Source organism: Chitinophaga sp. W2I13, from assembly GCF_050434005.1.
Classification (GTDB): Bacteria; Bacteroidota; Bacteroidia; order Chitinophagales; family Chitinophagaceae; genus Chitinophaga.
Map to the genome: position 1 here is coordinate 1879942 of NZ_JBNPWD010000001.1, position 15651 is coordinate 1895592.

Annotated in this window: 9 protein-coding genes; 3 read left to right on the forward strand and 6 right to left on the reverse strand. The window is 48.4% G+C overall.

Going from position 1 to position 15651, the window contains the following annotated elements; genetic code table 11:
• From QFZ48_RS07545 to QFZ48_RS07565, 5 genes are all read right to left on the reverse strand, one after another.
• A complete protein-coding gene (locus QFZ48_RS07545) occupies positions 1–3552 on the reverse strand; it encodes a SusC/RagA family TonB-linked outer membrane protein (protein WP_429061798.1) in 3552 nt (1183 codons plus the stop codon).
• A gap of 277 nt (positions 3553–3829) precedes the next feature.
• A complete protein-coding gene (locus QFZ48_RS07550) occupies positions 3830–4993 on the reverse strand; it encodes a FecR family protein (protein ID WP_429044442.1) in 1164 nt (387 codons plus the stop codon).
• Between the two features lie 103 nt (positions 4994–5096).
• Positions 5097–5684, reverse strand: a complete 588-nt coding sequence (locus QFZ48_RS07555) for an RNA polymerase sigma factor (RefSeq protein ID WP_429061800.1) — start codon at positions 5682–5684, stop codon at positions 5097–5099.
• Between the two features lie 129 nt (positions 5685–5813).
• Entirely contained in the window at positions 5814–7427 is a 1614-nt protein-coding gene (locus QFZ48_RS07560; RefSeq protein ID WP_429061801.1) for a RagB/SusD family nutrient uptake outer membrane protein, read from the reverse strand.
• 40 nt (positions 7428–7467) lie between these two features.
• Complete coding sequence (locus QFZ48_RS07565) at positions 7468–10476, reverse strand: SusC/RagA family TonB-linked outer membrane protein (protein ID WP_429044435.1); 3009 nt, start codon at positions 10474–10476, stop codon at positions 7468–7470.
• Between the two features lie 262 nt (positions 10477–10738).
• On the opposite strand from QFZ48_RS07565, the gene QFZ48_RS07570 reads away from it, so the two are divergent.
• From QFZ48_RS07570 to QFZ48_RS07580, 3 genes are all read left to right on the forward strand, one after another.
• Positions 10739–12106: a 3-keto-disaccharide hydrolase gene (locus QFZ48_RS07570; RefSeq protein ID WP_429044432.1), complete on the forward strand. Its 1368-nt coding sequence runs from the start codon at positions 10739–10741 to the stop codon at positions 12104–12106.
• Positions 12107–12220: 114 nt separating this feature from the next.
• Positions 12221–14011 carry a DUF885 domain-containing protein gene (locus QFZ48_RS07575; protein WP_429044430.1) on the forward strand — a complete coding sequence of 597 codons (1791 nt, stop codon included), beginning with the start codon at positions 12221–12223 and terminating at the stop codon, positions 14009–14011.
• 360 nt (positions 14012–14371) lie between these two features.
• Positions 14372–14728, forward strand: coding sequence for an MmcQ/YjbR family DNA-binding protein (locus QFZ48_RS07580; RefSeq protein ID WP_370911006.1), 357 nt, complete (start codon positions 14372–14374; stop codon positions 14726–14728).
• Here the strand turns inward: QFZ48_RS07580 and QFZ48_RS07585 are convergent, their stop codons facing one another.
• A complete protein-coding gene (locus tag QFZ48_RS07585; protein WP_429061803.1) occupies positions 14729–15511 on the reverse strand; it encodes a sulfite exporter TauE/SafE family protein in 783 nt (260 codons plus the stop codon).
• Positions 15512–15651: the final 140 nt, after the last annotated feature.

Here is a 15651-nt window from a genome sequence, read left to right on the forward strand (position 1 = left end):
TTAGAAGTTAGTAAAAAGGGAAATGCTGTAAAGTGGCCGTTGCGGCAATTGGCGCACCCCGCTGGTCCGGTCTATCGCTTCCGGATCAATGTCGTTCCCGCTAAACGTATAGTAGAACAGGTTCTGGCCCTGTAACCGGATCTGCGTTTGACTAAGTCCCATCCGTTTTATAAAATTAAACTTCGGGTTATAAGTAATGATCAGGTCACGCAACCGGATATAATCCGCCCGGCGTACGAACTGCGATGCATACTGGTAACCGTAACGGGCATACGAAGAAAAATAGAATGGATCCTGTGCAGCACCTGGTGTAAACCCGGGAATATTGGTATGCAGTTCATCTCCGGCTTTTTTCCAGTAATTGGCAGATCCTTCCAGTAATGATGTGCTGTAAGTACTCAGGTTTACAGGATTGGGCTGTTCTACCCGCATCACATGACCACCATAATACATGAAGAGAAATGACAGGTCAAAAGAGCCTACGGAGAACTGGTTATTCAGGCCCAGTACATATTTGGGAGTGGTAGTACCGTTGTAGATCAGGTCCTCAAATGCTACATCTACCTTTGCATTACCATAAAAATACAGGATATGCTGGCCTCCTTTCCGGTCATACACAAATGGTTTGCCCATGTTCGTTAGTCCGCCGTAATTATAGCTGAATAACGCATCCATCGGATACCCCTGCCGGTTAATACGGCTACTGGTTATATCCTCTGTACTTTCATATTCACTGGCTTTTACCGCCAGTACTTTATTATTGTTCAATGAAGCGGTAAGACTTGTACGCCACCCGAACCGGCGGTTTTGTACATTCACGGTAGAAATCAGCAGATCCACGCCGCTATTCCGGATAGTAGCGGTATTGGCATTGTACTGGTTAAAACCGCTGGTGGGATCAGCATCATATTGTCCGAACACATCTCCCGTTCTTTTATAATAATAATCCACAGAACCAAACAGGCGGTTGTTAAAGAATCCGTAGTCCAGGCGCAGGTTATAAGTGCGGGTGGTTTCCCAGCGCAACGACTGGTTCTCGGGTGTTATCACATAAAAGGACGGTTGGGGAACCACAAACACATTGTTCAGCTGCGAAGCCAGGATCAGGAAAGGGCCGTTGTTACTCACCGGCACATTACCATTGAAACCCGTAGTAGCATTCAGCTTCAGCTCACTGATCCAGGTGTTGTCTTTCAGAAAATCCTCCATGTGCAGTCGCCAGGCGGCGCCGGCCGACCATAATGGACGATATTTATATTTGGGGTCCACACCAAACAGGTTGGACTGGTCGATACGATAACTACCGGTAACGATATATTTACTGTTGTAGATATAGGTGCCCTGTGCATAGTAAGAAAGAAAGCGCCGGTCGGCACTGGTTTCATTGACATAATCCCTCATGGCAAGAGCGCCGCCGAACTGGGTTACATCCGGGAAGGCAGAATTGATATAAAGGCTCGCACGTTGCAGGTTAACGGGTCTGCTGATCAGCGATTGTCCATCATACCCGAAGTAACTGTTAAGATAGCTGTCGTTAGTGGTTTTTCGCTGTTCTACGCCCAGAATACCCGACATTTCATGCCGGCTGTTGGCAGAACGTTTATCAAAATTCAGTTGTGCACGCAGGGTGTAGTTGATGGCTTTCTGATCTGTCCTCCGGAGAATATTACCCTGCGGAATGTCGATGAACATAGGTTTTCCACTGGGGTCTTTGCTGGCTTTAAGGTTCAGCAGCCTGCGTACGGTGTAAGATTGTTCATCCAGGAAGTTGTCCTGGATCCCTTGCTGCCGTTCATAATTACCGCCTACTTCGGCAGACATCCAGTCTGTGATCTTTCCTTCCAGGCGGGCTTGCACCCGAAACGCATTTGTGTTGACCTTAGTTGTATTGGCAGTGAGTTCCCGGTAAGGATAATAAAGCTGGTCATACAATCCCAGGGCGATCAGCCGGTTATTCCTTGCACGGTTTACACCAAAGTTGAGATAGTCCCTGTTCACTCCCTGAGCTACCGGCAGCGGGGTGCCACCAGCATCAGCCAGCTTTTCATACGGATAAAAATCATTCATGGGAGCGGTAGTACCTTTTTCGGATTCCGCATGCGAATACACGCCGCGAAAATCCATTTTCAGCCGGTTGGAAAGCTGGTAGGTATTGGCAAAATTCAGGATCAGCTGGTTGTTCTTCGATCCCACATTCACCGGTTGCTCCGCAATGTAATTCACCCCCAGCAGGTAAGTGCTTTTTTCATTTCCGCCGCTTACATCCAGGTTAAGATTGGTGGCCTGCCGTGTACGGAAGTAGAGGTCTTCGTATTCCCGTGTATTATCATAGCTCCCCAGCGAATCCAGTTTCTGCCTTGCTACCTCCGGGCTAATGCGTTTTTGCTGCTCGTCGAAGAGGATGGCAATGGCAGGAGCCATAGGCCGGTCATAAGCGGTATAGCCGATTTCATTCGGATTGGCACGCTTGAACTGTGCTTCCTGTAAGGTCACAAATTCCTTTGCCCCGGCAAACTTCAGGTAGCCAAAATCGGGCGACTGCTGCAACGCAGTGGTCGCGCGCAAACTAAATTTTGCCTTACCGGATTTCCCCCGCCTGGTTTCTACCACAATTACACCGTTGGAAGCGCGCACGCCATAAATGGCCGCCGCGGCGGCATCCCGCAGTACGGAAATAGAAACGATATCAATAGGATTGATAGTGTTAAGATCTATTTCTGTTGGAAAGCCATCCACCACTATCAACGGCTTCTTTACCGCATCAAAGGTAGAAACGCCGCGGATAGATAACTCGCCGGACTGACTGTTATACACCAAACCAGGGACCTTGCCTTCCAGGCTTTCCAGGAAGTTACCGGTAACGGCTACACGCTGATCGTATTCTTTTTGCGTTATCACAGAAGCGGCGCCGGTCAGCTGGTATTTAGGAATCTTTTTATACCCCGTGGAAATGGTTACGTTTTCCAGGTTCCGCACATCTGCCTGAAGGGCGATGCGGATATCGCTGCGGCCATTCACGGCAACTTCCTGCGGGGTATAGCCGATCATCTTTACCATCAGTGTTGCGCCGTCTTCTATATCGGCAGTGATCAGGAAAGCGCCGTCATCATCGGTAACGGTACCACGGGTAGTACCTTTCAACAGCACGGTCACACCAGGCAGGGGTTCCCCCTTTTCATTGACCACCGTTCCTTTTAACAGGACCGGCCGGGCCGCCGCCAGGCTGGTTTGTGCGGGGTTCGATGCCTGCTGCGGCCGGGGCCTCCCGGTTACAAGGATGGTATTGTTCCGGATCACATATTTCAGCGGTTGCTCCCTGAACGCAAGGTCCAGGAACGTTTCCAGTTGCATGTTATGCGCATCTACCGTCACCTTTCTGGCATCTTTCAACAGGTCAGCATTATACACCACCAGGTACCCGGTTTGCTCCCTGATGACGGAAAACGCTTTCTCAAGCGGTACATTTTTTCCGGAAAAGGTGATCTGTTGCGCATAGCTGCCCGCGGTTACATGCAGGAATGCAGCTGTAAGAAGAAGCATGGTCAGTTTCATGACTTTCAGTATTGGGATCCCCGTTCGGTAAAGGGATCCTTCGATTTTAGTTGACAACCGGGCGCTGCACATAGCTGGTGCTCCGGGGGCATGCGGACGTCGCATACCTTTCCCGGACCGGTTACAAAGAGCATTTAATTGCATAGCTTTGCAATGGTTTAGTTGATAAATAAGCAGTCTTGTGGGACTTGTTTTCTCAGTTAAGCCAATCTTTAACCGGAAGTGCTTCGAACCGCTTCCGGTTTTTTTATGGCATATGACCTGGTTGATAAAAAAATTAAGGCATGACCGTCAGTTTTCTTCCCGATAATTTAAAATGAACCCCTGATTCCTGCAGGAATTCCAGCACGTCTTTCAGTTCAAGGTCCCGTCCCATTTCACCACCGAAAGTAATGGCCGGGATATTTTTTTCATATACTACTTCTACATCATACCAACGGGCGATTTGCCGCATTACCACTTCCAGCGGGGCTCGCTGGAAATTGAAGATGCCGTTTTTCCAGGCAATTGCCTGACTGGTATTGGCATGCGCATCTACCGTAATGGATCCGGCTACCACCGCCTGTTCACCGGGTAACAATACCTTGCTGGCGGTAGCGGATTTTACGAGTATCTTTCCCTGCAGCAGGGTAGCCCGTAATGCCGATTCATCCGTATAGGCGTTTACGTTAAAGCTGGTGCCCAGTACCTGGATGGCCGTGCCGTTGTCTGTTTCCACGGTAAAAGGTTTGCGGGCATCAGCGGCCACTTCCAAGTAGGCTTCTCCCGTAATCATCACATTCCTTTCTCCTGCGGGAAAAGCAACCGGATACCGGATAGAAGATGCGGCATTGAGCCAAACGGTGGTACCATCCGGCAGTATTACCTGGAACTGGCGGCCACGTGGCGTAGCCACCGTGTTGTAGGCAAGTGAAGCGGATGAAGATCCATTCCGGCTGTTGTACAACAACTGTCCGTTCCGGAGCTGTACGTCGGTGCTTCCCTGCTGCGTGATCACGCCGTTTTTCAGGCTGTCCAGTACCACCTGCGAACCATCCGCAAGAGTAAGTATGGCGCCTTCCCTGCCTGGATGGATGATGTTGTTAGAGCGTTGCGCTATTTCCATATGTGCTTTCGGACGGGTAAGGAAATAAAGGCCCGTACCCAGCAATAATAAAACCGCTGCCGCCGCCCACCAGGTGCGCATGCCCACCACTCCTGCACGCGGGAGCGGAGCAGTGCGACGGTTCGCTTCTTCCAATATGTAACTAAATACTACCTGTTTATCTGCCGGCATTTCACCAGGGTAGCTACTTTTTTGCAACACCGCTTCTATTGCGGCTTCCTGCATATCTACGTCTCTTTCTTCCAGCACCCATTGCCGGAAGCGCTGCAATTCCTCTGTGGTAATACTATCGTCCAGGAATTTTTGTACAAGGTGCTGAAATTCGGATGGCGACATAATGATGCGTTGTTAAAATGGTAATAGTACCTGCAACCCGAAGGTCATTCCAGGTAAAGACAACCAGATAAGCAGGGGTAAGACGTTTGGAAAAAAATATTTTTTATCTGTAGAGGAAAAAGATCACGATTCCCAGTTTACCGGCATTTTTGCCAAGATGCCTGCGAATCGCCAGGAGGCAGCGGACCATATAGGTTTTGGAAGAAACAACGGAAATATTCATGCGGCGGGCAATCTCTTCATGCGTTAACCCTTCCTGCCGGCTTAGCAGGAATACCGTTTGCATTTGTGGCGGCAGGTTTTTAATGGCCTGATGAACAGATGTTTCCAGCTCCTTATATTCTATCCGTTCCTGCGGCGTTAAATTATTGTCCCTGAAATAAGCATGCAACATCTCCCCGTTCTCTACCGGCAGCACCTTTTTCTTTAGCTCATTGCGGATTACATTCCTGGCCACTGTAAACAGCCAGGCATCAAAGCGATCTACACCGGCCAGTTTTAACCGGTTCATCCATATCCGGATAAAGATTTCCTGTGTGAGGTCCTGCGCCAGTTCTGCTGATTTCGTAAAATGCAGCGCATTCATATACATCCTGTCCGAGTACCGGTCAAATAATACCCGGTACGCCTGCTCGTCTCCGGCAGCTACCTGCCGGAGCAGTTCCCGCTCGTTGTCTGAATTATTGGACATCCTGAAATATGCTACCCTCCTCAGCTATTGGTTGATTTCTGCTAAAAGTAGCAAAAAAGGTCAAAAAAGGGGCCGACCAATTTTACCTGGCCAGCCCCTTTTTGATTTTTTTTGAAAAAGAAAGAAATATTAATATCCCGGGTTCTGCGGGAACTCATTCACTGTTCTATCGATCTGGTCCTGCGGAATAGGCCGCAGCATATGTGTAAGCTTGATGTTACTACGTGCTTCGTCGTTATGCAGCTTCACCCTTTCCACCAGTTTATGGGTGCGGGTGAGATCAAACCAGCGCAGTTGTTCACCTACCAGTTCCCGGCCTCTTTCATCCAGGATAAAATCGATGGTCATGTCTGCAGCGGTTACGGTCATCGCATCACGGTTAGCCTGTGTTTCGGCAGGTGTAGCGCCAATACGTGCAGATCTCCAGCGAACCACATTTACGAGGTCGGCGGCTTCCTGTTTTTTGCCATCCATCATCAGGGCTTCTGCTTCTATCAGGTAAGCTTCGGCAAGACGCATGGCAATAAAGGGTCTTACGCCGGAAGCCTGGTTATCCGGACGGAGCGCGTCGGCAAATTTATTCAGGGAAGGATACAGCTTTTCAGTGTACAATCTTGGTGGCACCAGCATATAAGGTTTGGTGGCAATCACTGCGTCGGATACGTCATAACCAGGAAGGAACACAGCGGTATCGCCTGTTTTCAGGTTGTCAACCGGCGCATTGGTTCTCCACAGGGTGGTGTAGAATTTTTCATAACGTACATCGTGTATCCTGTCTTTATACAGTGTATCGATCAGGAACTTTGTAGGTCTGAAACGCTTCCAGGGCGTACCGTTGGCCAGATCCCGCTTCATTCCTTTCAACACATCATACTGCATCAGGAAAAAGCGGCAGGCGTTGTTATCAGGGTAACCATAAAGCGGGTCGGTGGTATACTGCGCTGCCCAGATAGTTTCATCGTTGTTTTCTTTTCCCTGTGCCCATACCTGTCCAACGTCGGTGAGTAATTTGAAACCGTAGTTTTTAATGACCATGTCGGCGTATTTGGCGGCATTGGCATAGTCTCCTGCCTTTGCCTGCGGAGAGGAGGCGCGGGTCAGGTAAACCCTTGCCAGCAGGTGTTCTGCGGCAGGCTTGGTAGCACGGCCCCATTCTGCCTGTGTAGCCGGCAATTCAGCTTCTGCTGCAAGCAGGTCGTTGATCACGGCATCGTAGATGGCAGATACGGAGTCGCGGTGAGCTTCTCTTATAATTTCCGCATTTTCGTGCAGGCGTAAGGGTACGGCGCCAAACATCTGCATGAGTACAAAATGATAATGCGCCCGGCAGAACAGCGCTTCTGCCACGCCTTTTTTCTTTGTTGCTTCCTCGAGGTCGGGGACCTTGTCGGCCCGGTCTACCACCACGTTACAGGTGTTGATGGTTTGATAGAAACTGTTCCACACTTCCCTGATATGATCGTAGCGGGAATCCAACTGTGAAGTATACTGACTTGTAAATTTGAAGTTACCGTCGGAACCGTTGGTGATAATATCGGTACCGGTTTCCGTAAGCGTCATACCGCGTTCCGTGCTGTAAAAGTTGCGCATAGACACGTAAGAGCCATTCACGGCTGTTTGAAAGCCGGCTTTAGTATTATAGAAATCATCTGTTACGTTGGTGACAATCTCTTCATCCAGCATTTTATTGCAGGAGGCGGTACCAACGGCCAGCAGCATGATGAGAGGAACTAAATATTTCATAACGTTTTCTTTTAAAGATGTTTAATCAGGATCCGTTGATTTAAAATTTGGCATTTATTCCGAACTGCAGCATCCAGGTGGCTGGTGCATCGATGCCGATCACATTTACGTCTTCAGGATCAACTCCTTTCCAGGTTTGGCGGTAAGGCGCCAGGATCATGGGATTTTTCACTCCTACGTTTACCCGGAGATCTTGCATGCGCATATGTTTCACCACTGCGTCCGAGAAGGCGTAGCTGAGTGTTATGCTCCTGATCTTAAAGAAGGAACCATCAAAGTAGCTCAGCGACTGGTAGTTGCTGGGTCTTTCCTGGTTGGCATTAGGCCGCGGGAAATCGTTGGTAGGATTGGCCGGTGTGTTATAGTCGATATTCAGGTTGTTATAACGGCCAAACAGGGTGTTATAGTTCTGGTAGAAATCACTTTTGATCATGCTTCCCATACGGGCAAAGGCCACGATGGATAATTCAAATCCTTTATAGGAGAAGCGCTGGGTGGTACCGGCAGACCATTTAGGCTGCGGGGAGCCCAGGATCTGGCGGTCGTTCTTAGCATCAATGAGGGTATCTTTATTTACATCTTCCAGCCTGATTTCTCCTGGCTTCAGGTTGTAAAGTTTAGCCAGCTGGGCATCCTTTTCCTGCCATACGCCGACTTTCTTAAAATCATAGTATACATAGGTAGGCTGACCCACAAACCAGGCGTTTCCAATATCGGCTGTTCTGCCATCGCCGAGCGACAGGATCTTGGACCTGTTCAGGAACATGTTGGCGTCCATTTTCCAGCTGAACCCATTAGGGTTGTCAATAATGGTGGCGCCTATTCCGAATTCAAAACCGCGGTTCTGGGAAGTACCGAGGTTCATCAGCACTTCATTAAACCCATTGCTGAACGGGAGCGATTGTGGCATGAGCAGGTCGGTAGTGCGTTGGTTGTACCATTCCACCACACCGGTGATACGGCCGTTGAGGAATCCGAAATCAATACCAATATCGGTAGAGGTGGTAGATTCCCAGGTGAGATTAGGATTACGCAGATCGAGCGGTACAAAGCCCAGTACGCCTTTATTTCCGAAGGAATAAGGAATTCTGCTCAGGTTACCCTGTGTAGCATATGGATTAATACCGGTGTTACCGATACGGCCAAAGCTGGCGCGCAGTTTCAGGTTATCCAGGACTTTCTGTTCTTTCAGCCACTTTTCACTTACCATGTTCCAGGCTGCTGCAATGGAGGGGAAATAACCCCATTTTTTGCCGGGTGCAAACCTGGAAGATCCATCCGCGCGAAGGGTGAGGGTCAGGAGATAGCGATCATCATACCCGTAGTTCAAACGGCCCATATAGGAAAGGATGGTCCAGGAACTAAGGCTGCTGGTTACGCCGGTTACGTTGAGCGACTGACCCAGGTTGTAATATTGTTGTGTTTCTACCGGGATACCTCTCACGTTGGTAGTAGAAATATCTACATTCTGACGTTGAACGCTGTACAAACCGGTGAAGCCGATATTATGTTTTTTGATCTCTTTGTTGTAGGTAACGATGTTTTCAATGGTATACGCCATGGTAGCAGCGTTTCCTTTGGTAGCTGTAGCGTCTCCACCGCCGATCAGCAGGTTGGTATTGTTTTTACCCTGGAAAAGACCATAGTTATAGTTCTGCACATCCGGACCTACGTTGAGGCGGTATTTCAGGCCATCTATGATTTCCACTTCTGCGAACAGGCTGGTGAAGATGCGGAAACGTTTCATTAATTCAACGCGGTTACCGGGTACATAATCCAGTAACGGGTTAGGCTGCTGGCTATCGCCGGTGGGATAGGTGATCAGCTTTCCATTGTCGTCGTACGGAGCGGCGATGGGCAGCATTTTCAGGGCATTGTCTATCCCGTTGTAGGTTTCGCCGTTACGTTCACTGTAAGCGCCCAACAGGGTAGCTCCCACGCGAACGCGGTCGCCGATCATCTGGTCGATGCCCACATTGAAATTATAACGCTCGTAGTCCTGCAGTTTCAGCACGCCCTGGTCTTTGAAGTAGCCCAGTCCCACGGTGTATTTTGTTCTTTCCGTACCGCCGGCTACGCTGAGGCCGTGATTGGTTTGATATCCGGGAGAGATCATCAGGTCCTGCCAGTCTACGTTTGTGCCTTTCTGGATATTCGCGTATTCAACGGTATTAAATATTTTCTTGTCGGAGGCATCGGGGTTGGCATCATCGTATTTACCGATGGTGCGGTTAGCTTCCCGGCGCATTTCTATGAAGCGGTTAGCGTCCATCATATCGGATTCGCCGAGCTGTTGTACATAACCGTAGGAGCCGGTATAGGAAACCACGGGTTTTCCTTCCTTGCCTTTCTGGGTAGTGATGAGTACTACGCCATTAGCGCCCCTGGAGCCATAGATAGCCGTTGCAGAGGCATCTTTCAAAATATCCATCGATTGTATTACTCCCGTACCGATATCGCTGAGTGTACCGGCGTAAGGGATCCCGTCTACTACATAGAGGGGGTCATTGCCGGCCCTGAGGGAGCGGCTGCCGCGGATACGCACAGTGGGTTCATCACCGGGCTTGCTGCTGTTGTTGAGTACTTCCACACCGGGAGCGCGGCCCTGCAAGGCTTGCTGCGGGTTGGTTACCGGTACGTCCTGGATAGCTTTGGTACCTACGGAGGAAATGGAACCGGTTACATCTTTTTTCTTCTGCTGGCCATATCCCACTACCACAATTTCTTCCAGTTTTTTGCGGTCTTCTGTTAAAACTACGGAAACGATTGCACGACCTTTTACAGGTTCTTCATAGGTGTTAAATCCGATGTAGGTAAATACGAGTACTGCGTTGGCGGCATCTGTAACTTTGAGCCGGAAATGTCCCTGGGCATCTGACTGGGTGCCTGCATTTTTCCCTTTGATAGAAACGGTTACGCCTACCAGTGGTTGCTTCTGGGCGTCGAGAACATTACCTTCTATGGTAATTGGGGTGCCTTGTGCCTGGGTGAGTTGGTAGAATAGCAAACATGCTATCATACAGATAAGACGTGAAAAAACTTTTTTCATAACGTAGTTTATAATGATTGTAGATAAAGAGTATTACTTTTTCGATTTTGGCTGTTGCTACGTGGATACTTTCGGAACCAAAATAAGATATTTTTACATTGCTGCAATCGTTTGCATGAATATTTTTATTTCTAATTCTGTAAAACCCCATATTGGTCAGATTATCATGTGGTTAAAAAATAAAAAATAAGATTAAAGTTTTGCAATCGGTTGTAAAAATCATTTTCATTGTTTATTTTGGTCACCTTATTCCGTTTAAGTTATGAAAAAGACGATCCTTTTATTTGGCACCCTGCTGTGTATGTATGGTGGCCTTTTCGCTCAGAAAGCCCAGTGGCAGCAGCTTTTCAATGGTAAAGATCTGAAAGGCTGGAAACAACTGGGGGGTGAAGCAAAATATAATGTGCAGAATGGCGAGATCGTGGGCACCACGGTGATGAATACGCCTAACTCTTTCCTTGCTACTGAAAAAGAGTACGGCGACTTTATCCTGGAGCTGGAATTCAAGCTGGGCAAGGAATTCAATTCCGGGATCCAGTTTCGCAGTCAAAGCAGGCCTGACTACCAGAATGGCCGTGTATTTGGCTACCAGATGGAGATTGACCCATCCGACCGTAAATGGAGCGGTGGTATTTATGAAGAAGGCCGCAGAGGCTGGCAGTACCCGATGGAACTGAACCCTGCCGGTCAGAATGCCTTTAAAAAAGACGGCTGGAACAAATACCGCATCGAGTGCCGCGGCAATGAAATGCGTACCTGGGTGAATGGCGTGCCTACTGCCCACCTGGTAGATACCGCATTACCAAAGGGTTTCATCGCTTTACAGGTACATAGCATCGGCAAAAATGCGGCAGACGACAACAAAAATATCTACTGGAAAAATGTAAGGCTGATAGAAAACCCTGCTGCTTCCCAGTATTCTCCCTACGACAACATCTACGTTGTTAATAATGTGGATAACACTATTTCCGGCCAGGAAAAGAAAAACGGCTACCAGCTGTTGTGGGACGGAAAAACCAGCAAAGGCTGGAGAGGCGTGTATAAAAAGAATTTCCCCACTGCCGGCTGGACCATGCAGAATGGTGTGCTCACCATTGGTAATTCTACGGGAGATGAAGAAGGCAGCGGCGGCGACATTATTACGGAGAAACAATACGGTGCCTTTGAACTGGAATTTACCTTCAAACTCACGCCGGGCGCCAATAGCGGGGTAAAATACTTCGTGAGCGAGTCCTACGAAACAGGAGGCAAGTCGGCTATCGGGCTGGAGTACCAGGTACTGGACGACGAAAAGCACCCGGATGCCAAATTAGGACGCGATGGAAACCGTACTTTAGCAAGTCTTTACGACCTCATGACAAGAAAACAGGAAAAACGTGCCATCAACCCTATTGGAGAATGGAACAAAGGTCGTATTATTGTGTATCCAAATAATCACGTAGAACACTGGTTAAATGGATTTAAAGTGTTGGAATACGAGCGTGGCTCCCAGGCCTTCAAGGATCTGGTGGCGATCAGCAAGTATAAAAGCTGGAAGAATTTTGGTCTGTGGCCTGAAGGGCACATCCTTTTACAGGACCATGGTAATGAGGTTTCTTTCAAAAGTATTCGTATAAAAATTCTTAAATAATATTTTTTACCTTTTTTTTCATTGTTCACTGTTCTAAATAAGCATTCCGATTCTTCGGAATGCTTTTTTTCTTGGATAAAACGGTAAATTACTACCTGTTCACAACCCATCAATATGAAAATGTTACAACGAAAAGGCTACCTCCTCCTGTCGGGGGCTTTGCTGGCCGCAGCTTGTCAGCAACCGGGCAGTCATAGTAATCCGCAGGCCACGCAGGACTCCCTGCGTCAACTGGCCACGCGGTACTACAATGAAAGCATGGCCCTGAACCCGTTGCAGGCTACCCAGAACGGGGAAAACCAATACAACGACCAGTTGCCGATAGATATCAGTGAAGGCTACCGCGCAAAAGCCGATTCTTTCTATGCCAGCTACCAGCAGGCAATCAAAGGCATTGATACAGCGGTACTCTCCGGCAACGACCGTATTACCTATGACATGTTGCAACGGGAGTTCAGCATCAACCGCGAGGGGCTTACCTTTCACGATCACCTGATGCCAGTGCAGCAGTTCACCTGCCTCCCAATCACACTGGCGCAACTGGGTTCCGGTTCTTCCGCCCAACCTTTTAAAACGCTAAAGGACTACCATAACTTCATGCATCGTATGGAGCGCTTTGCCATATGGACCGACACAGCCATCGCCAATATGCGCAGGGGAATGGCCACCGGCTATGTATTGCCGCAAAGCCTGGTGGTGAAAGTGATTCCGCAGGTAACAGACCTGGCAAAAAAAGATACTGCCAACAACGTATTCTATTCGCCGCTGAAAACGATCCCGGATTCGCTGGATGCAGCCACCAAAGTAACCCTGGTGAAAGAGTACAGCGCGGCCATTGAAACATACATCCTGCCTTCTTTTGCAAAGCTGCGCGACTTCATGCAGCAGGAATACCTCCCTAAGGCCCGCACCAGCAGCGGCATTGGCGCTATTCCTGATGGTAAGGCGTATTATGCTTTCCTGATAAAAAGCTGGACGACCACCGACCTTACCCCCGAAGAAATTTTTGCTTTGGGAGAAAAAGAAGTGGCACGGATCCGCGGTGAAATGGAAGCAGTGAAGAACAGCACTGGCTTTAAAGGCGATCTGCCGGCCTTTTTTGCATCGGTGCGTACTGATAAGAAGCTGCGCATCTTTAAAACACCTGCTGCTGTCCTGGATTCTTTCAAAGCCATCGAGGACAAGATCATGCCGGGTGTAAAAAAGATGTACGGTCATCTTCCCAAAACAAAATTTGAAATCCGCCAAACCGAAGCTTACCGGGCTGCTTCCGCCTCCGCAGAGTATATGCAGGGCAGCGCCGATGGTACAAGACCGGGCGTATTTTACGTGCCTATCCTTGATGCAACGGACTTTTCATATACCGGTATGGAATGCCTTTTTTTACACGAGGCCATTCCAGGTCATCATTTCCAGATTTCCCTGCAACAGGAAAACGACTCCCTGCCTAAGTTCCGCCGTTTCTCGTGGATTGGCGCCTATGGCGAAGGTTATGCCCTGTATTGTGAAAGTTTAGGAAAAGAACTGGGATTATACACCGATCCATATATGTACTTTGGCCGTTTAACAGATGAAATACACCGGGCTATTCGTTTAGTCGTGGATGTTGGTTTGCATACCAAAGGCTGGACCCGTGAGCAGGCCATCAAGTATATGATGGATAATGAGCCGGTATCCACACAGGAAGCTACCGCTGAAATTGAGCGGTACATGGCCATTCCCGGCCAGGCGCTTTCCTATAAGATCGGGGAACTGAAGATCCGCGGACTGCGGAACCAATATACAAAGTCGCTCGGCAGCCGGTTCAGCTTATCATCTTTTCATGATGAGTTGCTGAAAGATGGTTGTGTGCCACTGTCGGTGCTGGAACAAAAAATGGCGCGCTGGGCAGCTGCCCAACCTTAGTAAAGGCTTATCCATATTGACTTTCGGCTTGTATTACACCCCTGGGGGTGATAGTACAAGCCGAAACTTTTTTGCCTGGAAGGGATTAAATTTCGATTAAGAAAAAAAACGATGTTCCCTTGAAATACCCGCTGGTACAGGGCAAAGGAATTTCCTGCCGGAAGGAAAGTTCATTTTAACATTCAGGATTGGTTTTTATTTCCTATTTTTATAGGGCAGTTTCATTCACTATTTACAGCTTAGATTTACGTTAACCACACATACTTCATATTTTAATATGTTAGTCTGTGCATGTAAACTATTGACACATGTCGTCCTTAAAAAACGGCCCTAAATAATATTCTTTTAAAACCTGCTGCTATGTTTGATCATACCCTTGATCTGTGCCGGTCACTTCCGGCTGTCATCACTGAACAAAAGTGGGACAACGAATTGCGCTTTTACGTAGGCGAAAAATTATTCTGCATGATATCCCTGGAGCCGCCTCACCGGGTATCGTTTAAGTGCAGTCAATCGCAGTTTCATGAATTGATTTCGAGACCTGGTATTGTACCGGCCCCTCACCTGGCGCGGTATCACTGGGTGCAGCTGAAACAGGAAGATATGCTGCCGGCTACCGAGCTGGAAACATTCCTGCAAAATGCCTACGAAATTATCGTGAGCAGCCTGCCCCCTTATGAGCAGGAAGCCATCCATAAGATGAAGGCGCATGCCTGATTACTTCCAGATAGTAAAGAAGATATCGTATACCCCAAATACGATAAGGGTAAGTGCAAATAATTTTTCGAGGACGGGCGTTTTCATTTTCACCGCCGTTTTGGCTCCCAGCCAGGAAGCAGGGAATGCAGTAAGCGACAGCAGCAGCGCTATATTCCAATCTATATGACCCAGCCACCAGTGCGTTAAAGCGCCGGGTATGGATAAAACAGCCGATAACACTACCGCACAGGCCAGCGCCTGTTTAATGGGCATTTTTAATTTCTTTATAAAGAAAGAGCTAAACAATATCCCACCGGCATTTGCCAGCAGCCCTGATAAAAACCCGATAAACAAAGCGGCTACCACTAATTTACCCGCCGGCACGTCTTCACTTACCACGGTTAATTCACCAGTTGATTTACTGCGCAGAAAGGAATACATGAGCGACATACCTGTGGCCATGATAAAGAGGGCTGTCATGATCATCAGTGTTTTGCCGGGCAGGTAACTGCTGAGCCAAGACCCAATGACAGTGGCCGGGACACCGAAAGCAGCCCCCAGCAGGATCACCCGTTTATTAAACAGTTTCTCCTTACTGTATACTGCCGTGGCAGATAAAGTACTGGTGATAGACGCCGGCAGCGGCGATGCCAGTGCAAAAAACGGGTTTACGCCTGCAAAGATCTGCAGGGCTGGTGTGCTGATGGCACTGCCCCCTTTCCCTAATAAACCGGACAAATAGCCTACTACTAAGCCTATCAGCAATACTGACAGGTACTGAGATTGTTGTAAAAACTCCATTCAAATCATCCCTCCGGGGAACGCGCAACTTTTGTGGTTGGTGTGGTTGGTTATAAAAATTACAGGTAGGTCAAAAGTAGGGGATCATTATTAATTACAACGATAACTAAAAGTTATGGGGGATAACAAGATATTATATT

Bases quoted from the DNA above. Each gene is read 5' to 3' on its own strand.
- QFZ48_RS07545 (WP_429061798.1), bottom strand. From the start codon at position 3,552: ATGAAACTGACCATGCTTCTTCTTACAGCTGCATTCCTGCATGTAACC.
- QFZ48_RS07550 (WP_429044442.1), bottom strand. From the start codon at position 4,993: ATGTCGCCATCCGAATTTCAGCACCTTGTACAAAAATTCCTGGACGAT.
- QFZ48_RS07555 (WP_429061800.1), bottom strand. From the start codon at position 5,684: ATGTCCAATAATTCAGACAACGAGCGGGAACTGCTCCGGCAGGTAGCT.
- QFZ48_RS07560 (WP_429061801.1), bottom strand. From the start codon at position 7,427: ATGAAATATTTAGTTCCTCTCATCATGCTGCTGGCCGTTGGTACCGCC.
- QFZ48_RS07565 (WP_429044435.1), bottom strand. From the start codon at position 10,476: ATGAAAAAAGTTTTTTCACGTCTTATCTGTATGATAGCATGTTTGCTA.
- QFZ48_RS07570 (WP_429044432.1), top strand. From the start codon at position 10,739: ATGAAAAAGACGATCCTTTTATTTGGCACCCTGCTGTGTATGTATGGT.
- QFZ48_RS07575 (WP_429044430.1), top strand. From the start codon at position 12,221: ATGAAAATGTTACAACGAAAAGGCTACCTCCTCCTGTCGGGGGCTTTG.
- QFZ48_RS07580 (WP_370911006.1), top strand. From the start codon at position 14,372: ATGTTTGATCATACCCTTGATCTGTGCCGGTCACTTCCGGCTGTCATC.
- QFZ48_RS07585 (WP_429061803.1), bottom strand. From the start codon at position 15,511: ATGGAGTTTTTACAACAATCTCAGTACCTGTCAGTATTGCTGATAGGC.